At 70.9% G+C, this 25,029-nt stretch carries 25 protein-coding genes; 10 read left to right on the forward strand and 15 right to left on the reverse strand.

The annotated features are described in order from the left end of the window. The first annotated feature begins 46 nt into the window (after nt 1–46). The gene (locus AF1_RS18300) at nt 47–1,324 is read left to right on the forward strand and encodes an SMI1/KNR4 family protein (protein ID WP_067800292.1); all 1,278 of its coding nucleotides are present in this window, start codon (nt 47–49) and stop codon (nt 1,322–1,324) included. Between the two features lie 263 nt (nt 1,325–1,587). Here the strand turns inward: AF1_RS18300 and thyX are convergent, their stop codons facing one another. Both thyX and add read right to left on the reverse strand, forming a co-directional pair. After that, nucleotides 1,588–2,385 (reverse strand): FAD-dependent thymidylate synthase, encoded by a 798-nt coding sequence (gene thyX, locus AF1_RS18305; RefSeq protein ID WP_067800295.1) that lies wholly within the window; start codon nt 2,383–2,385, stop codon nt 1,588–1,590. A gap of 178 nt (nt 2,386–2,563) precedes the next feature. After that, nucleotides 2,564–3,589, reverse strand: coding sequence for an adenosine deaminase (gene add / locus AF1_RS18310; protein ID WP_242608994.1), 1,026 nt, complete (start codon nt 3,587–3,589; stop codon nt 2,564–2,566). A 109-nt stretch (nt 3,590–3,698) separates the two neighbouring features. On the opposite strand from add, the gene AF1_RS18315 reads away from it, so the two are divergent. Next, nucleotides 3,699–4,673 (forward strand): helix-turn-helix transcriptional regulator, encoded by a 975-nt coding sequence (locus AF1_RS18315; protein ID WP_067800301.1) that lies wholly within the window; start codon nt 3,699–3,701, stop codon nt 4,671–4,673. 59 nt (nt 4,674–4,732) lie between these two features. On the opposite strand, the gene AF1_RS18320 is transcribed toward AF1_RS18315, so the two are convergent. The 4 genes from AF1_RS18320 to AF1_RS18330 all read right to left on the reverse strand — a co-directional run bounded on the left by AF1_RS18320 (nt 4,733) and on the right by AF1_RS18330 (nt 8,715). After that, nucleotides 4,733–5,086, reverse strand: a complete 354-nt coding sequence (locus AF1_RS18320) for a ChaB family protein (protein ID WP_067800304.1) — start codon at nt 5,084–5,086, stop codon at nt 4,733–4,735. Between the two features lie 66 nt (nt 5,087–5,152). Beyond that, nucleotides 5,153–6,070 (reverse strand): SDR family oxidoreductase, encoded by a 918-nt coding sequence (locus AF1_RS18325; RefSeq protein WP_067800307.1) that lies wholly within the window; start codon nt 6,068–6,070, stop codon nt 5,153–5,155. Nucleotides 6,071–6,141: 71 nt separating this feature from the next. Continuing rightward, nucleotides 6,142–6,288: a GPGG-motif small membrane protein gene (locus AF1_RS35210; RefSeq protein ID WP_169804045.1), complete on the reverse strand. Its 147-nt coding sequence runs from the start codon at nt 6,286–6,288 to the stop codon at nt 6,142–6,144. A gap of 234 nt (nt 6,289–6,522) precedes the next feature. Next, nucleotides 6,523–8,715: an anthranilate synthase component I gene (locus tag AF1_RS18330; RefSeq protein WP_084263069.1), complete on the reverse strand. Its 2,193-nt coding sequence runs from the start codon at nt 8,713–8,715 to the stop codon at nt 6,523–6,525. Nucleotides 8,716–8,883: 168 nt separating this feature from the next. Between AF1_RS18330 and AF1_RS18335 the strand changes: the two genes are divergently transcribed. Continuing rightward, nucleotides 8,884–9,477: a VOC family protein gene (locus AF1_RS18335; RefSeq protein ID WP_242608995.1), complete on the forward strand. Its 594-nt coding sequence runs from the start codon at nt 8,884–8,886 to the stop codon at nt 9,475–9,477. Nucleotides 9,478–9,666: 189 nt separating this feature from the next. Here AF1_RS18335 and AF1_RS18340 read toward each other — a convergent pair whose 3' ends face one another. Both AF1_RS18340 and AF1_RS18345 read right to left on the reverse strand, forming a co-directional pair. Beyond that, complete coding sequence (locus AF1_RS18340) at nt 9,667–10,317, reverse strand: TetR family transcriptional regulator (protein ID WP_067800310.1); 651 nt, start codon at nt 10,315–10,317, stop codon at nt 9,667–9,669. A 61-nt stretch (nt 10,318–10,378) separates the two neighbouring features. After that, on the reverse strand, nt 10,379–13,273 hold the full coding sequence (locus AF1_RS18345) for a M36 family metallopeptidase (RefSeq protein WP_067800313.1): 2,895 nt from the start codon (nt 13,271–13,273) through the stop codon (nt 10,379–10,381). A gap of 206 nt (nt 13,274–13,479) precedes the next feature. On the opposite strand from AF1_RS18345, the gene ppk2 reads away from it, so the two are divergent. Then, nucleotides 13,480–14,295, forward strand: a complete 816-nt coding sequence (gene ppk2 / locus AF1_RS18350) for a polyphosphate kinase 2 (RefSeq protein WP_067800316.1) — start codon at nt 13,480–13,482, stop codon at nt 14,293–14,295. Here the strand turns inward: ppk2 and AF1_RS18355 are convergent. Beyond that, on the reverse strand, nt 14,282–15,049 hold the full coding sequence (locus AF1_RS18355) for a hypothetical protein (RefSeq protein ID WP_131732929.1): 768 nt from the start codon (nt 15,047–15,049) through the stop codon (nt 14,282–14,284). The two genes, ppk2 and AF1_RS18355, sit on opposite strands and share 14 nt — an antisense overlap. A 224-nt stretch (nt 15,050–15,273) precedes the next feature. On the opposite strand from AF1_RS18355, the gene AF1_RS18360 reads away from it, so the two are divergent. The 4 genes from AF1_RS18360 to AF1_RS18375 all read left to right on the forward strand — a co-directional run bounded on the left by AF1_RS18360 (nt 15,274) and on the right by AF1_RS18375 (nt 17,412). Continuing rightward, complete coding sequence (locus AF1_RS18360; RefSeq protein WP_067800322.1) at nt 15,274–15,492, forward strand: hypothetical protein; 219 nt, start codon at nt 15,274–15,276, stop codon at nt 15,490–15,492. Then, nucleotides 15,492–15,788: a hypothetical protein gene (locus tag AF1_RS35675; RefSeq protein ID WP_084263071.1), complete on the forward strand. Its 297-nt coding sequence runs from the start codon at nt 15,492–15,494 to the stop codon at nt 15,786–15,788. The genes AF1_RS18360 and AF1_RS35675 overlap by 1 nt, the downstream gene beginning before the upstream one ends. Beyond that, on the forward strand, nt 15,754–16,377 hold the full coding sequence (locus AF1_RS18370; protein WP_067800326.1) for a hypothetical protein: 624 nt from the start codon (nt 15,754–15,756) through the stop codon (nt 16,375–16,377). The genes AF1_RS35675 and AF1_RS18370 overlap by 35 nt, the downstream gene beginning before the upstream one ends. A gap of 225 nt (nt 16,378–16,602) precedes the next feature. Beyond that, entirely contained in the window at nt 16,603–17,412 is an 810-nt protein-coding gene (locus AF1_RS18375) for an IS630 family transposase (protein ID WP_067800329.1), read from the forward strand. Nucleotides 17,413–17,682: 270 nt separating this feature from the next. Here AF1_RS18375 and AF1_RS18380 read toward each other — a convergent pair whose 3' ends face one another. Genes AF1_RS18380 through AF1_RS18390 form a run of 3 tightly spaced genes read right to left on the reverse strand, consistent with a single transcriptional unit; the run spans nt 17,683 to nt 20,686 of the window. Then, entirely contained in the window at nt 17,683–18,408 is a 726-nt protein-coding gene (locus tag AF1_RS18380) for an ABC transporter permease (protein ID WP_067800362.1), read from the reverse strand. Beyond that, nucleotides 18,405–19,754 carry a DUF1349 domain-containing protein gene (locus AF1_RS18385; RefSeq protein ID WP_067800332.1) on the reverse strand — a complete coding sequence of 450 codons (1,350 nt, stop codon included), beginning with the start codon at nt 19,752–19,754 and terminating at the stop codon, nt 18,405–18,407. The genes AF1_RS18380 and AF1_RS18385 overlap by 4 nt, the downstream gene beginning before the upstream one ends. Beyond that, nucleotides 19,754–20,686, reverse strand: a complete 933-nt coding sequence (locus AF1_RS18390) for an ABC transporter ATP-binding protein (protein WP_067800335.1) — start codon at nt 20,684–20,686, stop codon at nt 19,754–19,756. Before AF1_RS18390 ends, AF1_RS18385 begins: the two co-directional genes overlap by 1 nt. Nucleotides 20,687–20,788: 102 nt before the next feature. Between AF1_RS18390 and AF1_RS18395 the strand changes: the two genes are divergently transcribed. Further along, the gene (locus tag AF1_RS18395; RefSeq protein WP_084263072.1) at nt 20,789–22,021 is read left to right on the forward strand and encodes a sensor histidine kinase; all 1,233 of its coding nucleotides are present in this window, start codon (nt 20,789–20,791) and stop codon (nt 22,019–22,021) included. Between the two features lie 15 nt (nt 22,022–22,036). After that, nucleotides 22,037–22,714, forward strand: a complete 678-nt coding sequence (locus AF1_RS18400; RefSeq protein ID WP_207394187.1) for a response regulator — start codon at nt 22,037–22,039, stop codon at nt 22,712–22,714. A 47-nt stretch (nt 22,715–22,761) separates the two neighbouring features. Here the strand turns inward: AF1_RS18400 and AF1_RS37070 are convergent, their stop codons facing one another. The 3 genes from AF1_RS37070 to AF1_RS35915 form a co-directional block, all read right to left on the reverse strand. After that, nucleotides 22,762–23,193, reverse strand: coding sequence for an IS3 family transposase (locus tag AF1_RS37070; protein ID WP_407642238.1), 432 nt, complete (start codon nt 23,191–23,193; stop codon nt 22,762–22,764). Beyond that, nucleotides 23,145–24,488: an MATE family efflux transporter gene (locus AF1_RS18405; protein WP_207394184.1), complete on the reverse strand. Its 1,344-nt coding sequence runs from the start codon at nt 24,486–24,488 to the stop codon at nt 23,145–23,147. Before AF1_RS18405 ends, AF1_RS37070 begins: the two co-directional genes overlap by 49 nt. A 158-nt stretch (nt 24,489–24,646) precedes the next feature. After that, the coding region (locus AF1_RS35915; RefSeq protein WP_217999830.1) for a hypothetical protein at nt 24,647–25,029 on the reverse strand (383 nt) is incomplete at its 5' end.

Here is a 25,029-nt window from a genome sequence, read left to right on the forward strand (position 1 = left end):
CGCTGCCACGATGCCTCCCGTCCCGCAACCGGACGGAAGGACCTGTATGGAACGCGAGGAATGGCGGCCGTTCCTGAAACGGTGGAGCGAGGAATGGATCTCCTCCCACGACCCGGAGCACGATCACGCACTGGACGCGGACGTCGCGCGCGAAGGCTGGCTGGGCTTCGCCCCCGCCCCGGCCAAGGCGATCGCCCGACTTGCGGAACGGCTCGGCTTACCGCTCCCGCCGTCCCTGCGCGGGTTCCTGGAGGTGACGGACGGCTGGCGGGACGCCGGCATGTTCATCTACCGGCTCGGCGGCACCGCCGAGATCGGCTTCATGCGCGACATGGACGCCTCATGGATCGCCGCGTACGGCCACGACCACGGCGACGCCGAATACGCCGCCGCCACCGGCGCCCTCCTGCGCCGCGCCGTGCAGATCTCGCTCGACGGCGATGCGTCCGTGCTCTTCCTCGACCCCGATGACATTGACGACCACGGCGAATGGGCCGCCTACGAGCTCGCCTCATGGTCGGGTGAGGGCCCCCAACGCAAAAGCTCGTTCTACGACCTGATGTACGACCTGTACGCCTCTTTCCACGCCCTCCGCAGACCCGAGGGCGAGACACGGCGCACCTGGGACGCACGGGTCGAGGAGGCCAGGCTCGCCGCTCTCGGCGGTGAGATCGACGGCCCTCTCACCGTGCTGACCGAGGCCGAGCGTTTCGGCGACACCCGCGCCACCCTTCTCGCCGACCAGCTGAGGACGCTGCTCCAGAACGCCGGCGGCCGGCGCCTGATCCACGCCTTCGAGGACGGCTGGATCCACGAGGACCCCGTCTTCGCCTCCGATCTGCTGCCGCTGATGTTCGCCCAGCACGAGCGGGCGTATCCGGGCACGTCCGACCTGGCGTTCCTCATGCGTCAGGGGGGCTCCGGCTCGCTCCGGCTGATGATCACCGACTACCGGGCGCGAGTCCGGGAGCCCGGATTCCGGATCCGTTTCGGCAACGACGAGTTCGATCGGGCGGTGCACGCCGTCCTCGACCGCCTGTCGGCGGTGCCCGCGTTCGGCGTTCCGAAATCCGAGGAGCGCCGCCACCGTCCGGGCGAGTTCGTCGTGGGCACGGCCCCGGAGACGCTCGACGCGGAGCGCGGCGAAGCACGCCGGGCCCTGGACGAGGCATGGCCCGCGATCCGCGACGCCGTCCGGCTGTGGCGGCCGGCGGGCGACCACCACATCGCCCCGGTCGTCCTGCTCGCCGATCCCCTGCTCGCCCAGATGATCGACCAGGAACGCGGACGGGAGATCCTGGCCGTCCCGAGGGGCGGGCGCTGACACGGTACGCTCCGCGTGCTGACCTGGCAGACCCCCGAACCCGGGGACGTCTCGCGCCTGGCCAAAGCGAGTCATTGGAGTGTGGCTCGCCAGGCGAGCACCTTTACGTTGTAGATTTTTAAGCGGGGTACGCGCCGGGAGAACGCGCAGGTCCGGTTCCCTCCGCCGGCGGCGTTCTCCCAGCCCTTACCCGCCCCAAAAACGATCTTTACTTCATGGGGACCCACGGGAAGCGCGATGCCGGGCCTGGATCCGAGAGTGCCTCAGACCTTGCGCCACTCGGGGATCCACGCGCCGTCCTCGACGGCGTAGTCGCCGAACAGGTCGGGCGCCTCCTTGCGCATGATCTCGCCGATCTTGCCGAAGAGCAGCCGGATCTCCTCCTCGGCGCCCGGCGCGGTGCGGTTCTCCAGGGTGTGCCGCAGTGTGCGGACGTTCGCCGTCCAGACCAGGCCGGTGCCGACGCCCTCGGGGGCGAAGCGGCGCATGAACGAAGTCTTGTGCTTCTTTTCCTTGAACGGCACGCCCTCGTCGTCCAGGCCAAAGTGCGCGGCCATCCAGCCCTGGAACTCCTCCATCTGCTCCAGCATCGCGGTGGCGCGCTTCATCAGCTCGGCATCCTCACGGGCCCACTCGGGGAACCAGAACGGGATGTCCTGCAGACGGACGAACCGCAGCGATTCCTGCGAGATCGCCACCCCAGGCCGGTGCCGCACCAGCTCGTGGGTCAGCACACGGCTGACGTTGTGCAGGACGAAACTGAAGCTGACGTGCTCCAGCACCGAGCCGTGCAGGCTGCGCAGGATGTTCTGCAGGTACTGCCCCGGGTCGGTGCGGATCCTGGTCACATTGGGGTTGAGGCCCGGCTCCCAGGAGCGGTAGCAGAGCCGTCCCGCGAACTCGGCGAGGTTCTGCGGGTCGTTCAGCTCGTCATCGAGGTCGCCCCGGTCGAGCCGCTCCAGCCAGCTCTCCCCGCCCACGTCCCGTAGGTACCGGGCGACCTCGTCGTAGTCCAGTTCAGGCCGCGCTACGAGGAACACCTCTGGCTCGACGCTCTTCACTCTCGTATCCCCCCACAGGTCGGTTCGTCCGCCCCATAGGAAACCACCCCGCGACGACACCCGCGACCCGGCCACGGCGCACCGTCGAGATCCTCGGGGCCGATACGGTTTGGCGCGGAGGAGTTGATGACGGTTCAGCCCGTGGCGGCGCATGGCCTGGGGCTAAGCCGTCCCCCGGCTACAGCAGGGCGTTGATCTCGCCGGTGATCGCCTTGCGGCCCGCGTCGTCCAGGGACGAGGCGATCACCGCGTTGCGGGCCAGTGCGGCGAGGGCGGCGCGGTCCAGGCCGAACACTTCGGCGGCGACGCGGTACTCGCCGGTGAGGGTGGTGTCGAACATCGGGGGGTCGTCGCTGTTCAGGGTGACGAACAGCCCCTCCTCCAGCATGCGCGGCAGGGGGTGGGCGGCGAGGTCGGCGATCTGGCCCGTGCAGACGTTGGACGTCGGGCAGACCTCCAGCGGCAGCTGCGTCTCACGGAGGTGGGCGATGAGGCGCGGATCGTCCATGCAGCTGATGCCGTGCCCGATGCGCTCGGCGCCGAGGCCCTCGATGGCCTCCCAGATCGTCTCCGGCCCGGTCATCTCACCGGCGTGCGGGAGGCTGCGCAGCCCGGCGGCGCGGGCGGCGGCGAACGCGTCGCGGAACGCGTCCCGGTGCGGCGGGCGGCACTGCTCGATGCCGCCGATCCCGAACCCGACGAGCGCCTCCGGCGGATGGGCGAGCGCGTGGTCGATGGTGCCGCGGGCGCCGGCGGCGCCGAACTCGCCGGGGATGTCGAAGACGTAGGCCACGCGGACGCCGAGCCGGTCGCGGGCCTCCCGGACGGCGTGGTCCAGGGCCTCGGTGATCGCGGGCATCGGCATCCCGGCCCGCTGGTGGGTGTAGGGGGTGACGGTCAGCTCGACGTAGCGGACGTTCTGCGCGGCGAGGTCGCGGGCGACGCCGAAGACGAGGGTGCCGACGTCCTCCGGGGTCCGGACGAGGCCGGACACCGCCTCGTACACCTCGGCGAAGTGCGGGAAGTCGCGGAACGCGTAGAAGGCGCGCAGCTCGCGCTCGTCCACGGGGACGGGCCCGTCCGGGTGGCGGCGGGCGAGTTCGAGCACGGTGGGGACCGAGGCGGAGCCGACGAGGTGGACGTGCAGCTCGACCTTCGGGAGGGCGTCGATGAACGCCGCGAGCGATGTGGTTTCGGTGGGCACGCCCGCGAAGCTAACAGGCACCGGGCCCGCCATGACAGGCGAAGACGATGAACCTGCCGGGAAAACGTCAGAAACCCCGTTCTTCCCGCCGCTGCGGCAGGATGGACCCGTGCGCGCGGCCCGGCTGATCTCCATGGTGCTGCTCCTGCAGTCGCGGGAGACGATGACGGCGGGCGAGCTGGCGCGTGAGCTGGAGGTCTCGGAGCGCACCGTGTACCGGGACATGGAGGCGCTGTCGGCGGCCGGGGTCCCGGTCTACGCCGACCAGGGGCGCGGCGGCGGGTACCGGCTGGTCGGCGGGTACCGGACGCGGCTGACCGGGCTCACCCGCGAGGAGGCCGAGGCGCTGTTCCTGTCCGGGCTGCCCGGCCCGGCCGGGGACATGGGCCGCGGCGGCGCGCTGGCCGCCGCGGAGCTGAAGGTCCTCGCCGCGCTGCCCGCCGCGCTGCGGGACGCCCCGGCGCGGGCGAGCCAGCGGTTCCACCTGGACGCGCCGGGCTGGTTCGGCGGGACCGGGCCGCCGCCGCTGCTGCGCGACCTGGCCCGCGCGGTCTGGCAGGACGAGACCGTCGAGCTGCGCTACCGCCGCAGGGACACCGAGGTCACGCGCACGGCCGAGCCGTACGCGCTCGTCCTGAAGAACGGCACCTGGTACCTGGTCGCGCGGGTCGGCGAGAGATATCGCACCTACCGGGTGGACCGCGTCACCGCCGTCCGGCCGACCGGTGCGGTCTTCGAGCGGGACGAGCGGTTCGATCTCGCCGCGCACTGGCGCGAAGCGGCGGCGGCGTTCATGCGCTCGATGCTGCGCGAGGAGGTCACCGTGCGGCTCTCCCCCGCCGGGATGCGGCTGCTGCGGCATGCGGTCGAGCCGCACGCGGCCCGCCGGGCGGCCGAGAACGCCGGGGAGCCCGACGAGCGGGGCTGGGTGGTGACCACGCTCCCCGTCGAGTCGATGGCGGTGGCGGCGTCCGAGCTGATGCGCCTCGGCCCGGAGGCCGAGGTCCTCGCCCCGGCGGAACTGCGGGAGCAGATGGCCGACGGCGCCGCGCGGCTGGCGGAGCTGTACGGGCCGCGCGGCTGAGCGGGCGGGCCCGCTCAGCGCGTCGCGGCCCCGGCCCGTTCGTCCATGGCGGCGCGCCCCTAGCCCTGCTTGCGCGCGATCGCCTCGGCCAGTTCCTCCTTGCTCATCTTCGAGCGGCCCCGGACGTCGAGGTCGGCGGCGCGCTCGTAAAGCTCTTTCTTGGTGCTGCCCTCGACGTCCACACCGCCGGGACCCTTGCCCTTGCCCCTGCGGACCCACCGGTCCCCGCGCTTCTCGAACTTGTGCTTGAGCGCGGAGTAGGCGGTGCGGTACGCGCGCTGACCTTCTCCATAGGTCCTGACCGCGGATTCGCGGGCCTTGGCGAAGATCTCCTGCGCCTCCTTCGACGAGTGCTGGATCGTGTCGGGAAGCTCCTCCTTCTTCGGCCTGCCGCTCCTGCTCGTCTTCGGCATGGCTCCTCCTTTCGCCTATGAGGTCGCGATATCCGGCCAGCGCGCGCCCAAACCGGAGCCGGGGCCCTACCGGTATCCGGTGACGTCGGCCGGACGTCCCGCGTCCACGACCTCGGCGATGTATCGCCACATGTCGGGGCGGCTGCCGTCGATGTCGGTGAAGCCGTAGACCCGGGAGAGCCCGGCGCTGGACAGGGACTGCCCGTTCCAGCGGTGCCGGTCGGGGTCGGCGGCGAGGGCCGCGACGGCGCGGCCGACGAAGGCGGGCGACTCGGCCATGGCGAAGTGCGGGTCCTTCGCGGCGCCGTCCCGCCAGGTGGCCTCGGTGACGCCGAAGTGTTCGAGCATCGCCTCCGAGCGCAGCCATCCGGGCGTGAGCGCGACGGCGGTGGCCCCGTAGGACGCGATCTCCTCGGACTGGGCGAGCGCCATCCGGATCACGGCGGTCTTGACGATGTCGTAGAAGTAGCCGCATTCCTTGCGGTACTTCGCGTTGTACTCGGCGGTCCCGTCGGTCATCTCGACGACGAGGCCGCCCGGCTCGCGGATCAGCAGCGGCAGGGCGTGGTGGCTGGTGATGGCGTGGGTGTCGAGGGCCAGCCGGAACATCCGCAGCCCGTCGTCGAGCGGCTGCTCCCACAGCCGCTGCCCGAACTGGAAGAGATGGTCGGAGCCCCAGATGTCGTTGACGAGGACGTCCAGCCGCCCGCGCTCCTCGTCGATGCGGCGGACGAGCGCGGCGACCTCGTCCGGGACGAGGTGGTCGACCCGGACGGCGATACCTTCGCCGCCCGCGGCCGTCACCAGGTCCGCGGTGTCCTCGATCGTCTCGGGACGGTCCATCTCCGATCGCTGCGACCGGGTGGACCGTCCCGTCACGTACACGGTCGCGCCGGCGGCGCCGAGCTCGGCGGCGATGCCGCGGCCCGCGCCGCGGGTGCCTCCCGCGACCAATGCGGTCTTACCTGTCAGTGCACGGCTCATGGGGACAATGCTGGCACCCAAACCTGACAGGGAACGTCAGGGTTTACGTCCCCGCCGCGCGGGATTTCGGGTCAGGTGAAGATGCTCACGCCGCCGGGGCCGACGAGGAGGCCGACCACGATCAGCACGATGCCCCAGAGGAGGTCGCGCCGGGCGAGGATCACGTAGATTCCGGCGATCACCAGGATCACCGCTATGAGCCAGAGCAGTGTCATCATGGCTCCCGGCGTCCCCCGACAGAACGCCAAGAAACCGTAATCTCATTTCGGATGTCCGAATATTCCGTTATGTACGGGGAAGGGGCAGCGCCCCTCCCCCGCCTTGGGATAACGGCGGTCACCCGCGTCGCAGAGCACGGCGCGGTGTGGCCGCGACCAAGTCTTCCGCCGCGTCCCGGGCCGCGGCATCGGTCTCAGGACCGGTTCCGCGCCCCCCGCCCTCGTGCTTGCGGACTAGGCCGGCTCGGCGGCGGGGACGGTCGGACGCCGCGTGCCGCTCAGCCGCAGCACGTTGGCCACGATCCGGTGCCCGGCCCCGCCCGCCGCGGTGAGGATCGACTCCGGGTGGAACTGGACGGCCCAGCGCCGCCGCTCCGGATCCTCGATCGCCATCACGACGTCCCCGGTCAGCGCCGTCACCTGGAACCCCTTCACCCGGTCCGGCGTGGCATGCAGCGAGTGGTAGCGGGCGGCGGTGAACTCGTCGGGAAGGCCCGCGAACAGCCCGCCGCCGGTGACCTTCACCAGGCCGGGCTTGCCGTGGGACGGTTCGGGCAGCAACGCCAGCTCGCCGCCCGCGTGCTCCACCATCGCCTGCAGGCCGAGGCAGACGCCGAAGACCGGGAGGTCACGGGTGTCGAGGGCGTCCAGCAGCGACCGGGTGTCGAAGTCCTCCGGACGGCCCGGACCGGGCGACAGCACCACCAGGTCGGGGGCGTGCTCGTCCAGCATCCGCACCGGGAACCCGTGCCGCAGCGTGACGACGCCGGCGCCCTGCTGGCGGAAGTAGTCGGCGAGGGTGTTGACGAAGGAGTCCTCGTGGTCGACGAGCAGCACCTTGAGGCCGGCGCCGGGCGGCGCGGCGGGCGGGGACTGCCCGGCCGCGGCCGTCCCGGCGCCCTCCTGGGACTCGGCGAGCGCGCCCAGCAGCGCGCTCGCCTTGAGGTGCGTCTCGCGCTCCTCCTCCTCGGGGTCGGAGTCGTACAGCAGCGTCGCCCCGGCCCGCACGGTCGCGACCCCGTCGCGGATCTGCGCGGTCCGCAGCGTCAGGCCGGTGTTCATCGACCCGTCGAAGCCGACGCAGCCGACGGCGCCGCCGTACCAGCGGCGCGGCGAGTCCTCGTGGTCCTCGATGAACTGCATCGCCCACGTCTTCGGCGCGCCGGTGACGGTGACCGCCCACATGTGGGTGAGGAACGCATCGAGCGCGTCGAAGCCGGGGCGCAGCCGGCCCTCGATGTGATCGACGGTGTGGATCAGCCGGGAGTAGATCTCGATCTGCCGGCGGCCGAGGACGCGCACGCTGCCGGGCACGCAGATCCGCGACTTGTCGTTGCGGTCGACGTCGGTGCACATGGTCAGCTCGGACTCGTCCTTGGCCGACGACAGGATCGCGCGGATCTGCTCGGCGTCCTCCAGCGCGTCCGTGCCGCGCTTGATCGTCCCGGCGATCGGGCAGGTCTCGACGCGGTCGCCGGTGACCCGGACGAACATCTCGGGCGACGCCCCGACCAGGTACTCCCCGTCGCCCAGGTTGAACAGGAACTCGTAGGGGGCCGGGTTGGTCTCGCGCAGCCGCTCGAAGAACACGGCGGGCGCGTCGCAGCGTCCGTACATCGCGTGGCCGGGCGTGACCTCGAACAGGTCGCCGCGGACGAACTTCTCCTTGGCGTCCCGCACCATCTGCGCGTACACGCCGGGGACGGGCTGCGCCGGCGGCTCGGCGGGCACCGGAACGGGCGTCGGCTCGGTGGCGCGCGGCAGCCCGGCGGTGCTCGTCCCCGCGGTCTCGAAGTCGTAGGAGATCCGGTGCGAGGTCTCGCGCTTGCGGTCCACGACGACCATCTCGTCGGGCAGGTGCAGCACGAGGTCGCGCTGGTCGGCGGGCCGCTCCAGCCGGGTCCGCAGCGGCTCGAACTGCAGCGACAGGTCGTAGCCGAACGCCCCGTACAGGCCGAGGTGGGGGTCGTCGCAGCGGAACAGGTCGATGACGGCGCGCAGGGCGGTGAAGACGGTCGGCTGGCGGCTGCGCTCCTCCTCGGTGAAGAACTCCTCGCCCGGGGGGACGTAGACCTCGAACAGACCGGCCTCGTCCGCGCGGACCTCGCCGGTGTCGCGGAGCACTGCGGCCAGGGCGGGCATGACGACCCGGCCGCGGTCGTTGAGGGCGCGCACGGCGACCGCCCGCCCGCGCGCGACGATCTCCAGGCAGGGGTCGGCGTAGGCCATGTGCCAGCGGCTGTAGCGGCCCGGATACTCCATGCCCGAGCTGAGCACGCCGCCGCGCCGCTCCCCCACGGCGGTGACGAGGGCGTTCAGGACATCGGACTTGCGCTCGGAGTCGACCGGGACGGCGGTACGGGTCACCCGTACGCCTCCGGCCGTGACGAACTCGCTGGTCAGCGGCTGCTGTGGGACGGTCTCCACCGCGTTGTGGCCCCTCTGTCGGGCCCCCACCGGACGGCGCACACGAAAAACGACCGCCGGTGAGGGCGGTCGCCTGGTCTTGAGCACGCACGAACCGGCACCGCCTCAGCGGCGCCACCACCACCGGAAGGCTGCGGTTCGCATGCGGCGAGGTTACCATGGAGCCGGATGCAAGGGATTGCTTACTTCACCGGAGTGGCCGCCATGACCAGGAAGAACACCGAATTCGAACTGCGCGGGGTGAACCATCTCGCCCTCGTCTGCAGCGACATGAAGCAGACGGTGGACTTCTACCAGGGCGTGCTCGGCATGCCGCTGATCAAGACGATCGAGCTGCCGATGGGCTGGGGCCAGCACTTCTTCTTCGACTGCGGCGGCGGCAACGCGCTCGCCTTCTTCTGGTTCCCCGACGCGCCCGAGCCCGTCCCCGGCGTGTCCGCGCCGAAGAACCTGCCCGACCGGGGCGAGCTGCTGTCGGCCGTCGGGTCGATGAACCACATCGCCTTCGACGTGCCGCCCGAGCGGATCGAGGAGTACCGCGACCGCCTCGTCGCCAAGGGCATCGACGTCGGCGTCCTGCTCAACCACGACGACAGCGAGTTCGGCGTCGCGCCGGAGAACCACGAGGGCGTGTTCGTGCGCTCCATCTACTTCAAGGACCCCGACGGGATCCTGGTGGAGTTCGCGGCGTGGACGCGGGAGCTGAACCTGCCGGCGGACGTCCGGCACGAGCCGAGGACCGCCGCCGACCGGACCGTCTGACCGCCCTCCCGGCGACCCGAAAAATCAAGGAGCCGGAGCTCACCGGCACCACCTGATCCCGACGCACGAGGCCCACCCCGGCGGCCCGTGGCGGCTTCCGAGCGTCCGCCACGGGCCGTTCCTCGTTCTTTGCGGCCTTCCGCGGGACCCTGCGCATCCGCCCCCACCGCGGAGCCGAGCTGATGGGGGCTACCGGGCCGGGCCGCCGGGTGCCCGCGGGGCGCGGGCACCGGACGCGGCGGCCGGGAGGCCGCCGAGGACCAGGTCGGTGAGTCCGTCCACGACGGCCTCGCGCGGCACCTCCGCGGTGTGGTCGAGCCACCAGTCACCGGCGGTCTGCACCATGCCGACGATCGCGTGGCCCCACACGTAGGCGCGGGTGCGGTCGGTCATCTCGCCCTCGGCGATCATCACCTCGGCCAGTTCCCGGCTCACGTCGCGGATCACCGTGCTCACCGCGCTGTGCGCGGCCGTGTCCTCGGCGCTCGCCCGGTGCATCAGGAACCGGTAGAGGTTGAGGTTCCTGGAGATCGTCGCCAGATAGGTGTCGATGGTGGAGCGGGTGCGGTCGCGGATCGGGTCGGCGCGGGAGAACTCGTCCCGGATCCCCTGGATCAGCCTGCGCGTGTGCCGCTCGGCCAGCGCCTGGTACAGGCCGCTCTTGGCGCCGAAGTGGCGGTACAGGATCGGCTTGCTGATCCCCGCCTCGGCGGCGATCGCGGCCATGGACGCCTCCGGCCCCTCCCGCTGGATGACCCGGTCGGCGGCCTCCAGCAGGGCACGGCGCCGGCCGGGGTCGCGGCGTGATCCGGACCCCGGCCTGCCCGCCGTGTTCGTCATGGCAGCACGGTAGCGGGGGTGTTACCGCGCGACAACACCGCCCTGCCCCGGCGGCCCGCGGCTACCGGGCGAACACCTGGAGTTCGGCCGCCCGGACGACCCCCGCCAGCGGGGCGGCGGTGCCGCAATCGGTGCTGGAACGCGGATCGCCGTCCTGCTCGCCCGCGTACGCCGGCGCACCCGTGCACTGGCTGGAGACGACCTGCAGCCGCAGGTGCGTCGCCTCGGTGTCGCGCAGGTCGAACGAGCGCAGGGTGAGGTCGGGCGCCGTCGGCCGCGGCCGGTCGGCCGGGAAGGCGTCGGCCGGGCTGGTGTAGACGGTGCGGTACGAGGCGTCCTGCGAGCAGTCGGCCTTCGTGGCGTCACAGGCCAGCAACCGGAAGGCGCGCAGCGCCGTGAACCGGTTCTGCGTCGCGTTCGCGCCCTCGGGGTCGTCCTGCACCGACGGCCGCAGCATCGCGCTGACCTGCACCCGGCCGACCCGCACCGGGCGGTCGCCGGCCAGGTCGACGGTCACCTGGCGGCCCGCGACCGGGGCCTGCACCGACTGCCAGTTGGTCGCCTCGGTCTCGTCCAGCAGCGCCGGCTGGGAGGTCCCGTCGCCGGTGGCGGTCGCACCGTTGACGGCCGCGGCCCGGTTGCGGGACATCGCGACCGGCAGCGTCCGCCGGGACGAGCCGATCGTCGCGGTGAACCTCCGGTGCCCGAAGCCCTCGCCCACCGCGACGAAGGAGTAGCGGCCGGGCGTGAGGGCGAACGTGGCGCCGAGCGGGGTCGCCGGGTCGGTGTCGGCCACCGGCATGGCCCGCGCCTCATAGTCGCCCACGTACAGCCGGACCTTGGCGCCCTCGGCGTCGCCGGCCGGCTTGAGCGTCACCTGGGCGTTGCGCGACAGGGGGGACGCGAAGCTCGGCGCCGGGTCGGCGTCGGCGGGGCCGTTGCTGGCCGCATCCTCTCCCAGTCCGTGCCGGGCGAACACCTTCCACATCAGCTCGTGGTTCCTGCCGCCGAAGCGGATGGTGTCGGCGGCGAGCAGGGCGTTGCGGTGGTCGACGTAGCTGACCCGGCCGGTGGCCATCAGCAGCAGCGCGTCGAACGACAGCTGCACCCAGCGGCGGTTGCCGGGGCATTTGCCGACCGGTACCGCCCCGTCCGCGCACTTGCGCTGGAGGGCGGCGTCGCCGGCGCCGTAGCGCTCGACGAACGCCCGGCGCAGATCGAACTGGGTGGCGCTCCAGATCTCGCCGTTGGCGTGGACCTGGGTGCCGACCAGGTCGTAGCCGAGGTCGCTGTAGTTGAGGGGACTCCGGCTCATGTCGTAGTTGCGGATTCCGGTGCGCGGCTCACCGGTGACGTAGCCGCCGACGACGTACGGGGTCCGGCCGGGGGCGCGGAAGCCGTACTCGTTGAGGTACTCCATCGCGAACAGGTCGGAGGTGCTCTCGTTCATCGCCCCGGCCTGCGGCCCGCTCCACCCGGTGTCCGGCCCGGCGATCATGCGGCCGGAGATGGCGTGGGTGTACTCGTGCCCGATGACGCTCATGTCGAAGTCGCCGTCGACGCAGGGCGAGTAGAACGCGCCCGCGATCGGCTGCCACAGGTACATGTTGGTGATCGGGGCGATGCCGTCCGGCGGGGTGATCTGGTTCGCGTTGTCGCGGACGCTCGCGATCCTCGCCCCGGCCTGCGCGTTGCCCTGCTCGGGGTCGCCGCCGAGGCCGCCCCGGTCGCCGTTGGCGGCCTGCATGTTCCACGCCGACTCGGTGAAGCCGAGCCGGTAGGACCAGTCGTGCATCCGGTTGTGCTGGACGAACAGGTTCGAGACGGCCGCCTCAAGGTCGGCCTCCTGGGGGCTGTCCATCGTCGCCGGGTCGCACTTGCCGTTGAACCACTGGTTGGCCCACGGGTAGTGGTACGTCCGGTCCGGTTTCGGCGCGTTGGTGCGGGTGCCGACGGAGTACGGGTCGCCGTTCGCGCGGTTCTCGTAGGTGCGGGCCGCGTTCCCCAGGCTGGTGGTGGTCGAGGCGCCGGTCGCCGGATCGACGTCCCAGGGCCGCCCGGTGGACGGGTCGCCGCCGACGGCGAGCAGGCAGCCCGGCGCGGGGGTGGAACACCACGTCCGCCGGGTGTCGCGGGAGGAGTAGTCACCGGACGGGGTCGCCGGGAACACCGACCAGCGCGGGTTGTCGCCGTCGTGGTCGACGAGGTTCTCCCGCACCAGGACGGACCCGGTGCGGGCGTCGACGTAGGAGGTGACGGCCCTGGGCTCGGCCCCGGAGGGCTCGATCAGCGTGACCTGGTAGGCGCTGCGGGCGCCCTCGGCGGTGGGCACCGCCACGAGCCGCGCCGGCCGGCCCGCGCCGGCCGGGACGGCGATCCCGGCATCGCGTCCGGCCGCGGCCACGGCGTCCTTCGGGGAGAGCGTGGCCGGCGCCGGGGCGGCACCGGCACGGGAGAGGGTGGAGGTGACCGAGACGACCTCGCCGCCGCGGACGCCGATCGCGACGAGGCCGTCATGGCCGGCGGGCAGGCCGCCGAAGCGCTGGCGCAGCAGCACGGCCGCGCCCTTCCCGATGGGGTTGACCGCGACCTTCTCCAGTGCGCCGACCGCGGCGGCGTCCAGGCCGTACAGGTCCCTGTGCGCGGTGAGGTACGCGCGGGCGGCCTTCTCCGGATCGCCGGGCAGGCCGGCGGCCAGGGGGCCGGCATCGGTCACAATGGCGGGCGTGCCGAGCTTGTTCCACCGCACCGTCACGCCCCGGGCGGCGCTTAACTGGCGGGCCGTGGGAGCCAGGCTGCCGGTTCGGGCGTCCTTGTCGGGCGGTTCGGGATGCTCGCCGGGGGGCTGGGAGCGTGGCGGTGGGGGTGCGGCCTGTCCGGGGACCGCAAGGCCGGCGGTGAGGAGCGTTCCCGTGGCCGCCAGCGCGGTCACGATGGTCCAGCGTTTCCTGGGCACCTTTGCCTCCTGGAGGCGGGCGGATGAGCCCGGTCTCGGGGGACCGGCCGGGTGGTCGGCCGGCCGATCTAGAGACAAGCAGCACCCCAGAGGAGCAACTAGGGCGAGTCACTACGTTTAGGACATACGGACGGCGGGCGGTTGTCGCCCTTGACAGCACCCGTTCTCCATGGAGCAGGTGCGTGCTGCGGAGGTAGAAGTCACCGATGGGCAAGGACGGCAAGGCCAAGAGACTCCCCCGCGAGCTCTACGAGCGGGAGCTGTTCCGCCTCCAGGCGGAACTGGTGAAGCTGCAGGAGTGGGTGCGGGCCGAAGGCGCCAGGGTCGTCGTGGTCTTCGAGGGACGCGACGCCGCCGGCAAGGGCAGCACGATCAAGCGGGTCACCGAGTACCTCAACCCGCGGGTGGCGCGCATCGCGGCGCTGCCCGCGCCGACCGACCGCGAGCGCACGCAGTGGTACTTCCAGCGCTATGTGGAGCACCTTCCGGCCGCGGGCGAGATCACGCTGTTCGACCGCTCCTGGTACAACCGCGCGGGCATCGAGCGGGTCATGCGGTTCTGCACGAAGGAGGAGTACATGCGCTTCCTCCACCAGTGCCCGAGCTTCGAGCGGCTGCTCGTCGAGGACGGCATCCTGCTGCGCAAGTACTGGTTCTCCGTCGGCGCCGCCGAGCAGGAGCGCCGCTTCCGCAAGCGGATGAACGACCCGATGCGGCGCTGGAAGCTGTCGGAGATGGACCTGGAGTCGATGACCCGCTGGGAGGACTACTCGCGCGCCAAGGACGAGATGTTCCTCTACACCGACATCCCCGAGGCGCCATGGTACGTCGTCGAGAGCGAGGACAAGCGGCGGGCGCGCATCAACATGATCGCGCACCTGCTGTCGACCATCCCGTACTACGAGGTGCAGCGGCCGCCGTTGCGGCTGCCGCCGCGTCCCCAGCCGGCGGGATACGAGCGTTCACCGCGCGGCATGCAGAGCTACGTCCCGGACCACACGGCCACCCTCAGCGAACCGTGACCAGGACGCTTCCGTAGGAGAAGCGTCCATTGTCCTTGGCGACCGCGACGATCAGGGTGGGTCCGGGTCTCACCGCCGTTCCCGGGTCCGGGAACGGCGCGTCGAAACCATCGGTGCCGCGGATGGCGCCTACAGCGCCAACGGCCTGCCGGCCGGCCTGGACGGCGACGTACGTCGGCGGAGAGTCCGTCGCCACGTGAATCCGCGGCCTGGTCCCCACGGTGGCCCGGGACGCCGGGGAGAGAATCTGCATGGTCGCGGCGACCTCGGGGGCGATCCGTCCGTCGTGAGATCCGTCGGCCACCGAGTGGGCGACGACGGCACCGACCGGGCGCAGTGTCCTGTCCTCGACGAGCAGGTAGAAGAATGCGCTGGGCGTGCCTCTGCCCTGGGTGGTCTCGGCGACCTGCCGCCATGTCGCCGGCCCCTCGGGGTGCATGGTGAGACGGGGCAGGGCCGCCCGCAGGCCGTCCGCCGAACCGTACCGCCGTTGCGCCTGGGGAGTGAGCAGGTCCCACGCGGCCCGGACATCGCCTTGGGCGAGGGCGGTCTGCCACCGCCGCGGCACATCCCTGATCGCGCTGGTGTCGGGTGGCAGCCGGCAGCAGGGATCGGAATCGTCCAAGGACCGGCCCGAGTGAAGCCACGCCGCCGCACCGACCGCCAGCCCGATCAGCACCACCACCACGACGACGATGAGCGCCGGACCCGTACGTAGCGGCCCACGTCGTTTCGCCGCCGGGGTCGGGACCATCAGCGGACGGGGAGGCCGGTGATGGTGCGGCCGATGACCAGGCGCTGGATCTCCGAGGTGCCCTCGAAGATCGTGAAGATCTTCGTGCGCGGACCCGTGACCTGCATTTTCCCTGGTCATCCCCACAATGAGTCCGTTCCTGACACGCTTGATCCCGTTGTGAACACCCTTTTTCCCACTTGATCAACTCCCAGTAGTCTCCCACACTCCCCCGGGCAGAACCCATGACCGTCCACGAGATCGAGACCACCGTCACCCGGCTCCGTGCGCTGGAGTGGCTCACCCGCCAGCCCCTCGACCGGCTTCCCGTCCTGGTGTGGTTCGCCCACGAGGACGGCGGCCTCGTCCGGCACCGCACGCAGGGAACCGTTGCCGGGATCCTCATCACCCTCCACGCCGAATACCGCCCCGGTGCCGATCCCCTGGAAGCGTGGAGACTTTGATGTACCCCATCGTCCAGGACCCGGGCGCCAGCGATCAGACGATCTACACTTGGCGCGGACAGGACCTCATCGACAAAGGTCAGGCACCCGGCACGACCTCGACCGAGCAGGCTGAGCTACCGGCGGCCCGCAGACAGATCCGGGAGCTGGAGACCGAGCTGGACGAGGCCTACCTCGCCGTCTTCGGCCAGCATCCCGACCTGCCCGGAGCTTCACCACGAGCCAGCCGACCTGCCCTCACCGACCGCGCGGAGGACGAACGTGCTCAGCCAATCAACCTTCATCATCCCGCCTGAGATCGAGGCAGGGCTCCTCAGCGGTGACCTCATCCAGTACGGCGGCATTGTGCGCAACCAACTCGGGCAGATCGTGAAGCATCTGAAGGAAGTCCAGCTTCCCGTGAGCAACGAAGCGGCGGCGGCGCGGGTCGCGGCGGTGCTGAAGAACCCCCGCGTGTTCATCCCGACGCTGGTGGTTGGTGCGGCGGTGATTGCGGGCGGCGCTGCCTTCGCCACTGCGAGGAAGCGCAAGAAGGCAGCTGTGCCGGAGTGCGTTGAGCGCTACAACGCCTCACTGGGCACTTACCTGGAAGCGGTCCATGAGGGACGCCTTGAGGCAGACATCATCGACCAGCTCATCTCGGCACTGGATGCTGTCGTGGCCTACTCCGACGAGAACGGCGACAGCATCAGTCTGGACTTCTCCACTGAGCAGGCCGCAATGCTCGTCCAGATCGTGGTTGATTCCACGAGGCAGCTTGCCGTCGAGAACTCCATCGACCTGAGCGAGCTTGAGGAAGAGGCACCGGCTTCCGAGAGTGGCACAGTTGTTGACCTGCGGCGTTACCTCGAGGTCCAGAAGAAGCTCTTCACTGACGCGGCATAGTTCGCCGGGCCTGATGACTGAAAGGGTATTTGGTCCTGGAATGCGGCTATAAATGCCAGTTCTCGCGTCCCGGGCGCCCGGCGACCTGGCAGCACAGTGAGCCCATTCCAGCCTGAGTGTGCAGATCACAGCCCGGTTGCGGGCGACGGATGTGGGCTGTGAATGAGTGAAGCCCCTACTAGTGTTCTGAGTCAATAATTCTTTGTTAGTCGGTAGGTTGTGGGGATGCCGAGCCCGAAGCTGGAACCGGTGGTGTTGTCGGAGGAGGAGCGGTCGGTGCTGACCGGGTGGGTGCGTCGCCGCAAGACCTCGCAGGCTTTGGCGTTGCGGGCGCGGATCGTGCTGTTGTGCGCCGAGGGCGGCACGATCGCCCGGGTCGCCGAGCAGGCCGGGACTTCCCGCAACACGGTGTCGAAGTGGCGGTCGCGGTTCCTGGCCGGCCGGCTGGAGGGCCTGACCGACGAGCCGCGCCCGGGCCGGCCGCGCGTGATCACCGATGAGCAGGTCGAGCGGGTGGTCACCGCGACGCTGCAGGAGACGCCCGGTGCGGACACGCACTGGTCGACCAGGTCGATGGCGGCGGCGACCGGGATGTCGCAGCCGGCGGTCTCGCGGATCTGGCGGGCGTTCGGCCTCACGCCGCACACCGTGCAGACCTGGAAGCTGCCGGCCGGCCCGCAGTTCGTCGACAAGGTCCGCGACGTGGTCGGGCTGTACCTGGTGCTGGACAACTACGCCACCCACAAGACCGAGCAGGTCCACAAGTGGCTGATCCGCCACCCCCGGTTCCACCTGCACTTCACCCCGACCAGCTCATCCTGGCTCAACCTGGTCGAACGCTGGTTCGCCGAAATCACCAACCGCAAACTCCGCCGCTCCGCGCACCGCAGCATCATCGAACTGGAACGCGACGTCCGCGGCTGGATCAACGAGTGGAACACCGACCCCAAGCCGTTCGTGTGGACCAAACCCGCCGACGAAATCCTCGAAACCCTCACCGCATACTGCCAAATAATTAACGACTCAAGACACTAGAGCCTCTGCCGAAACCGGGGCTCTTCATGGAGCGGCGAGAGAGTGCGGCATTGGCGTTCGTGACCATGTTGCAGGTGCTGCGGCAACGCGGTACACGGTGCTGATCTTGCGTGAGGTGCGGGGCTGGTTCGCGTGTGAGGTTGCCGATCTGTCTCACGGGCCTGCGGCCGTCAACGGAAGGAGCCCGCAGAGGACCAGCAGGAGCGCGACACCAGCCAGGGCAGCAACCCCGATGATCGTGAGAGTTCGTTTGGTCATTGACGTGTCCCTTCACGCGTCGCGGGTGATGAACAGGACCGCGCCCAGCAGCAGGGCGGCGCCGGCGTAGGCGGCCAGGACACCGAGACCGCTCCACGGTCCGATGGGCAGGTCACCGAGGTTGGTGGTCGCCTGCACGGCGAGTCCGGCGGACATCGGTGCGTACCGCTCGATTCGGATGTGCCAGCGTTCGTCGCCGATGAACTGGGCGAGCAGCGGAAAGAGGTAGAGCAGGCTCAGGACGGTGGTGAGGGCTGCGGCGGTGTGCCGAAGTGCGGTCGCGATGCCGAGGCTGAGCAGGGTGACGAGGCTGAGGTAGAGCACGGTGCCCAAGGCCGCGCGCAGGGTCGGTCCGCTGGTTACGGTGAGGCCCTGGTCCCCCACCAGGATCCGGGCGGCGACCAGCGATCCGGTCACACTGGCCAGCCCGGTGCTGATGACGGTCGCGATGACGGTCGCCGCCTTGGCGAGCAGGACCCCGGTCCTGCGCGGGGCGCAGACCAGGGTGGTGGATACAAGGCCGCTGGCATATTCGTTGGTCATCACCGACACGGCGAGCACGACGATGGCGATCTGTCCGCAGTAGACGCCCGAGAGACCGGCTGCTACCGGGTCCGGCCCGGTCGTCAGGGCGACCGTCGCGGCGCCCAGTGCGATCGTCGACGTGGCGGCGGCCAATAGCAGCCATGCGGTGCTGCGTATCGTGTGCAACTTCGTCCATTCGGCGCGCAGGATCATGCGTCGCGCCTGCACAGCAGCCAATACCCGACGCCAAGGGCGGCCGCGGCGTAACCGGCGAGTACGGCCACACCGCTCCAGGGGTACCCGACGGACATGCCCGCGACCGGGGTGACCTCAAGCAGCGGGGCGCCGACGTCCGCGGGCAGGGCGGGCGCGGTGATCTGTGGGACGAACACCAATGCCATGACGGTGGCGATGGCTCCGGTGGTACGCCGCAGGATCACCCCAACGCCGAGGCTGAACAGTGCGAGGAGGGCGAGGAATGCGGCGCTGCCGACGATGACGCGCACGGCCGTCGCGGCCGACGGGTCTGGGAAATACGGCGGGCGGTAGCCATGGTCGTGCAGGATCGGCTGCGAGAGCCAGAAGGCGGCACCGATGGCGACCAGGCCGGCCGCGAACGTGGTGACGCCGAGCACGAGCGCCTTGGCCGCGAGGACCCTGCCCCGCCTTGGCGTCGCGACGAATGTCGTCCAGGTCAGGTTCCGCCGGTATTCGGCCGTCATGAACAGCGTTCCGATCGTCACGAAAAGGATTACGCCCACGGTGACCCCGCTGAGGGCGGCGTCGAGGCGGGTGGGGTCGTGGTCGGGCTCGGGCGGGCCGAGCTCACCGGATCCGGTCAGGGTGAACTCGCCGCCGGATCGGGCTGTGCTGCCGGCCGGCGGCGCGGGGGGCTCGGTGCGGCCGGGCACGGGTGGCGGGGCCACGTCCTGGCTGCTCCAGCCAACCAACGGTTGCGGCGTGACGGCGACCATGTCGAATGTCGCCCGCCCGACGGTGTGCACGGTCTCATACCGTTTAGCGGCGGGGGTGCCCACGACACGGACCTCGTCCGGCGATGCGACGAAGAGGCCGACCTCGACCGCCTGCGCAAGTCCGCTGAGCGTCACGGCACCGACCCGACGCCAGGTCGCGCCGTCGCTCGACTCGTACCCAGTGATGGTGCTGCCGGTGCGGGCAAGCTTGAGCCAGCGCGGCGCGGGTGTCGGGCTGCCGGCGAAATCGGTGATCGTGCCCGAGCGCATTCGCACGCCGTGGCGGGGGGTGAGCATCACTGCCACGTACGCCAGGTGCTCCTTGATGATGACGCCGGCCTTGGCCCACGGGTGGCTCGCCTGCTGAGCCCGTACCCGGGCGACGATGGTGACATCGCCTGTCACAGGTTGACGAACGAATTGGAACCGGTCGGCCGGTTCGTCGGCGGCGCGCGGGGTGAACGTGCTCGCCGAAGATTGCAGCACCGCGAGTACCAGCATCAGGGAGACCGCGGTGAGCAGGCACCACACGGTGGAGCGCACGGTGCGGAACTTCGTCCACTCCGATCGGATCACGGCCGGCATCACGCGCTCCTTGTGGCGGTGTATTCGGTCGCGTCGCGGGTGATCTCCAGGTACGCCTGCTCCAGGGACGCGCGGTGGGCTGTGAGCTCGGAGAAGGGCAGTCCGGCGCCGGTGAGCAGGGCGATGATCCGCTCACCGGTGAGGCCCGCGACAGCGAGGGTCCCGGGTCCGGTCAACGCGGCCGTGGCGCCGGTTTCACCGGTGAGCGCAGCTATCGCTTCGGTCGGCCGCGCCGTGCGCACCACGACCCGGTCGCCGGACGCCTGGGCGAGCAGGTCGGCGACGCTGATGTCGGCGACGAGCCGGCCCCGTGCGGCCACGATGAGATGGTCGGCGGTGTCCTCCAGTTCACTCATCAGGTGGCTGGACACGAACACCGCCCGGCCCTGTCCCGCGAGCCCGCGCAGCAGCCCACGGATCCAGTGGACGCCCTCGGGATCGAGGCCGTTGACCGGCTCGTCCAGCAGCAGCACCGGCGCATCACCGAGCAGTGCCGCAGCGATGCCCAACCGCTGCTTCATCCCCAGCGAAAAGCCACCGGCCCGGCGGCGGGCGACCGGCGCCAACCCGACGGTCTCGAGTACCTCGTCCACCCGCTTCGGCGATATCCCGTTGGATCGCGCCATCCACAGCAGATGGTCGCGGGCCCGGCGCCCGGGGTGGAGGGCGCCGGCATCCAGCAGTGCACCGACACTGCACAACGGGTTACGCAGGCTTCGGTACGGTCGGCCGCAGACCAGCGCGGTGCCAGCGTCCGGCGCGTCCAACCCGAGAATCATCCGCATCGTCGTGGACTTGCCCGCCCCGTTGGGCCCGACGAACCCGGTCACCCGGCCCGCCTCCACGGCGAACGAAAGCCCGTCGACGGCGACCGTCCGTCCGTAACGTTTACGCAGTCCCCGGCACTCGATTGAAGTCGTCACGGGCTCCATGCAAGCTGCCGGTGCGATGTGGCACAGGAGCGTGCTCCCGCATCTTTGGGGGAGGGCCAGCACCCATGCCCGCAGGCGTCGTCACCGTCTACGGTGATGGTCATGGCGGACACGGCATGGGAGGCGCTGCGGGACAACCCGCTGCGCTTCTTCGCCTCGCTATGGCTTCTGCGGACCGTCGCCTACGGGCTCTCCAGTGCCGTGGTCGGCGTGCTCTGCTTGATCTGGCTTCCCACAGCGCTCGTGCTCGGCGCCGTGGTCGCGGCACCGGCGTTGACGCGTCCTCTCGTGGCGCTGGAGCGGCGGCGGGTGGTCCTGCTCGGCGGGAGACCGTTGCCGGACCCGCACGTCCGCCCTGATCGGCCTGGGCCCATTGCGGGGCTGCGCTTCCGGTGCGCGGAAGCCGTGACCTGGCGGGAACTGGCCTACCTCGGGCTGCACGCCAGCGCACTGCTGGTGCTCAACCTGGCGGCGGTCCTCGCCCTGTCCGCCCCGGTCCTGGCCTTGATGTCGATCAACCTGACTACGACCCGCGCCCCGACGGATCCGGGCACCGGCACCGACGTCGTCGTCGCCGTGCTCATCGGCGCGCTCGGCGTCCTCGCCCTGCTGGTCGTCGGGTTCTTCGCCGTCTACGCCGTGCCGGTCACCGCAATCGCCCACGCCAGGGTGGCCCACCTGCTGCTGGCGGCGGGGTCCGGCGAGACGGTCCGCATGCTCACCCGTTCACGTGCACGGCTGGTCAACGCGTTCGAGGTCGAGCGCCGCCGCATCGAACGCGACCTGCACGACGGCGCACAGCAACGCCTGCTCGCGCTGGGCATGACGCTGGTCGGCGCCCAATTGGAGTTCGACGATCGGCCTGAAACCGCGCGGGCACTCGTCAACCAGGCCGCGGAGGAGGCCAAGGCCGCCCTGTCCGAGCTGCGCGAGCTGATCCGCGGCATCCACCCGCACGTCCTCACCGACCTCGGCCTGCCCGCCGCGGTCGCCGAACTGGCCGACCGTGCGACGGTCCCGGTCACCGTCGCGGTCGACGTGCCTCACCGCCTGCCGACCGCAGTGGAGTCAACGGCGTACTTCGTCGTCGCCGAGGCGCTGTCCAACGCCGCCAAACACGCCACCGCAACCCAGGTTTCCGTCACCGGCGGACTCGCCGGCGCCCGCCTCGGTATCGAGGTCCGCGACAACGGGATCGGTGGTGCGGACCCTGCCGCCGGCACCGGCTTGGCAGGCCTCGCCGACCGGGTCGACGCGCACGGCGGCACACTGGCCCTGTCCAGTCCGCCCGGCGGGCCGACCATTCTGCGACTGGAACTGCCATGCACTGGATAACGGGATAGCCGGATGCTGCGCATAGTCCTTGCCGACGATGCGGTCCTCCTGCGCGAGGGCCTGGTCGCGCTCCTCGCCCGGTTCAACCACCACGTGGTAGCCGTCGGCGATGCCATCGCGCTGGCTGCCGCCGTTGACGACGAACGCCCCGACGTGGTCGTCACCGATGTGCGTATGCCGCCCACGTTCACCGACGAAGGGTTGCACGCGGCTGTCGCTCTGCGCCTACGGCACCCGGGCCTGCCCGTCCTCGTCCTCAGCCAGTACGTCGCCACCGCGTACGCCGCCAAACTCCTCGAATCGACTGACGCCGGTGGGGTCGGCTACCTGCTCAAGGACCGTATCCTCGACGTAGCCGAATTCGTCGACGGCGTCGAGCGGGTCGCCGCCGGCGGCTGTGTGATCGACCCCGAAGTCGTCCGGCAACTCCTCACCCGCCGTCATGACCCGCTGACCCGGCTCACCCCCCGCGAACGCGAAGTCCTCGCCCTGATGGCCGAGGGCCGCTCCAATGCCGCCATCACCGCAGCGCTCACCATCAGTGAGAAGGTCGTCGGCAAGCACATCAACTCAATCTTCACAAAGCTCGACCTGCCTGCGGACAGCACCGACGACCACCGCCGGGTCCGCGCCGTTCTGACCTATCTCCAGCCGCATCGCCAGAAGCCGGCCATACAAAGGGAACCGCCCTGAAGATCGTATGGGCGGGGTGGTGATCTGTAAGACGCCGCCGTGGCGGGCTACCGACGGAAATCCCTGACCGGCCGTGAGGTCCCCCGCTTTGCCGGAGACCTGGTTATCGGGCGCAGGTAGGGTCGGGTCGGATTCGTAGCCGGGTCGGATTGATCTTGCTGGCGGCGGTAAGAACGCCTCCTCGTACTCGTCCGGCGACAGGCCGCCCAGCCCTGCTGGATGCGGCAGGGGTTGTACCGGCCGTCGATGTAGCGGAAGATCGCCGTCTCGGCCTCGGCGCGGGTGGCGAAGGTGGTGCCCGGCCAGTAGATCAGCTCGGTCTTGAGGGGCGACCACAGGTTCTCCGCATCGCCCGGCGGCGAGGGCCGGCGCTGAGCCGGGGTCCGCTTCGGTGCCCGGACCGGCACCGGAGCGGGCACCGGGCGCGCGCTCAGGCCGTGGCCGGAACGGCCGCCGCCGCGCTGTGCCGGCGGAAGCACCAGCCCTGTGCCGCGACCAGCACCAGGTTGGCCGAGACGAGCGCGCCCCAGAGCCCGCTGAGACCGCCCACCGCCGCCGCCGGACCGGCCGCGATCGCCAACGCCCCGTAACACACGGCGAAGCACATCATGCTGGGCATCGTCCGTTTGATGCCGATGAGTCCGAATCCGAAGAGGGCCTGGAAGGCGTCCGCCACGGTCGCCGCGAGGACCAGCGGCAACAGGTCCACGAGACCTGCGCGTACCTGCGGGTCGCTGCTGAAGACCTCCAGCACCGGCCCGCGAAGGAGGGTGAGCGCGCCGCCCAGCACGATGACCGCGCCCGCCGCGACGATCAGCCCCGACAGCACACCGGAACGGATGCCGTGAAGGTCGACGGCCGTCAGGCGTTCCGCCACGACCGGCACGATCGCCTGCCCCACCGCCACGGCGGCGGTGAACATCAGGTTCACCAGCGACACCGCGACGCTGTACACGGCCGCCTCCCCGGTGCCCACCCGAGAGGCCGCGAACGCCAGGACCCCCAGCACGGCGAACTTGATCAACACGGTGGCGGCCAGCGGGATCCCGACCCGGGCCAGCCCAAGGATCTCGCCCGGACGCGGCCGCCCCGGCAGCAGGGACCGGCCGGCCAGCCGCGGCGCGCCGCGCAGCGCGACGAGCGCCACGGTGGCACTGATCGCACTGGAGCTCAGCATCGCGATCCCGGCGCCGTCGAGACCCAGCGCCGGAACCGGCCCCGCGCCACCGACGAGCACCAGCGACAGGGCCACGGCCGCGCTCGTGCCGGCCAGCCCGGCGCGCATCGCCGACCGGTTGCGGGCCAGGCCGATCAGCGCGGATGTCGCCGTGGCCCCCAGGGCGGTCGTGATCGTGCAGATCGCGAGAAGCAGCGGGAAGGAGCCGAGCTGGTCGAGCGTCTCTCGCGGCACCCCACCGAGCCGTCCGATCAGCGGAACGGCGGCGACCGCGGCGGCGCCCAGCCCCCCGGTGACGATCGCGAGCCACATCCCGCTGCGCACCACGCGGACCAACCGGTCCGGGTCGTCCCGCCGTTCGGTGACGAATGGCATCAGCCCGCGCTGCGCCCCGGCGATCGCGGCGGTCGCGGGACCGAAGACCGCCATGGTCACCGCCAGGCCGGCCAGCGACGCCGTCGCGTGGTGACCGAGCACCGCCGTGTCCACGAGGGCTCCCGCCGAGGCGGCGATCATCATCAGATACAACGGCAGCGCAGCGCCGGCGATCTGCGTGATCCGGACCGCCGCCCCGGGCCGCCCGTCGTTCGCTACCACTTGTCACTCCCGCCCGTCCGCTGGATACGGATGATGGCCACCGGCGGCCACCCCACCACGGCCCGGGCCGGACCACGGTGAGAGTGCGCGCCGCAGCTCCGGCGGGTAGCCACGTCGTCCCATGCCACTCCTTCAACATCAAGTGGCACAAGAATCCACTAATCCCCCTCCGCCACACCCGGGGCACACCAGAGCCTCCACCGAACCCGGGACGGTTCGCCGACCGGAGTACGACCTGCGACTCCACGCCACGCATCCAGTTCGCCCTCGGCGGGTTTCCGGGTGAACAGGGCGAGGAGAGCGAGCCGGGGCAGCCCTCGCAGCAGGCCGTACACGGACAGCACGTCGCGTGCCGTACCGCCGGTCAGAGCGCGGACCGCGAGCTTGTAGCCGGCGACGCCGACGACACGGCCCGCACCGTCGAGCGCAGTGATGCCGCGGTCGTGGTGCAGATGGGAGGCGAGGAACGCCCCGCCCCTTCTCGTCCTCCCGGCGCTTGGCCGTCGTGCGCGCCTCCGCTTGTCGACCGTTAGAAGCAATC

The sequence above is a fragment of the Actinomadura formosensis NBRC 14204 genome, assembly GCF_001552155.1.
In the GTDB taxonomy this organism is placed as follows: domain Bacteria; phylum Actinomycetota; class Actinomycetes; order Streptosporangiales; family Streptosporangiaceae; genus Spirillospora; species Spirillospora formosensis.

What these genes read in the sequence shown, in the direction of transcription:
- AF1_RS18390 (WP_067800335.1), bottom strand. Translation starts at nt 20,686, where the DNA reads ATGGAGCCCGTGACGACTTCAATCGAGTGCCGGGGACTGCGTAAACGT.
- AF1_RS18335 (WP_242608995.1), top strand. Translation starts at nt 8,884, where the DNA reads ATGCAAGGGATTGCTTACTTCACCGGAGTGGCCGCCATGACCAGGAAG.
- AF1_RS18360 (WP_067800322.1), top strand. Translation starts at nt 15,274, where the DNA reads ATGACCGTCCACGAGATCGAGACCACCGTCACCCGGCTCCGTGCGCTG.
- AF1_RS18380 (WP_067800362.1), bottom strand. Translation starts at nt 18,408, where the DNA reads ATGATCCTGCGCGCCGAATGGACGAAGTTGCACACGATACGCAGCACC.
- AF1_RS18325 (WP_067800307.1), bottom strand. Translation starts at nt 6,070, where the DNA reads ATGAGCCGTGCACTGACAGGTAAGACCGCATTGGTCGCGGGAGGCACC.
- AF1_RS18385 (WP_067800332.1), bottom strand. Translation starts at nt 19,754, where the DNA reads ATGCCGGCCGTGATCCGATCGGAGTGGACGAAGTTCCGCACCGTGCGC.
- ppk2 (WP_067800316.1), top strand. Translation starts at nt 13,480, where the DNA reads ATGGGCAAGGACGGCAAGGCCAAGAGACTCCCCCGCGAGCTCTACGAG.
- AF1_RS18375 (WP_067800329.1), top strand. Translation starts at nt 16,603, where the DNA reads ATGCCGAGCCCGAAGCTGGAACCGGTGGTGTTGTCGGAGGAGGAGCGG.
- AF1_RS18355 (WP_131732929.1), bottom strand. Translation starts at nt 15,049, where the DNA reads ATGGTCCCGACCCCGGCGGCGAAACGACGTGGGCCGCTACGTACGGGT.
- AF1_RS18320 (WP_067800304.1), bottom strand. Translation starts at nt 5,086, where the DNA reads ATGCCGAAGACGAGCAGGAGCGGCAGGCCGAAGAAGGAGGAGCTTCCC.
- AF1_RS18395 (WP_084263072.1), top strand. Translation starts at nt 20,789, where the DNA reads ATGGCGGACACGGCATGGGAGGCGCTGCGGGACAACCCGCTGCGCTTC.
- AF1_RS35675 (WP_084263071.1), top strand. Translation starts at nt 15,492, where the DNA reads ATGTACCCCATCGTCCAGGACCCGGGCGCCAGCGATCAGACGATCTAC.
- AF1_RS18340 (WP_067800310.1), bottom strand. Translation starts at nt 10,317, where the DNA reads ATGACGAACACGGCGGGCAGGCCGGGGTCCGGATCACGCCGCGACCCC.
- AF1_RS18300 (WP_067800292.1), top strand. Translation starts at nt 47, where the DNA reads ATGGAACGCGAGGAATGGCGGCCGTTCCTGAAACGGTGGAGCGAGGAA.
- AF1_RS35210 (WP_169804045.1), bottom strand. Translation starts at nt 6,288, where the DNA reads ATGATGACACTGCTCTGGCTCATAGCGGTGATCCTGGTGATCGCCGGA.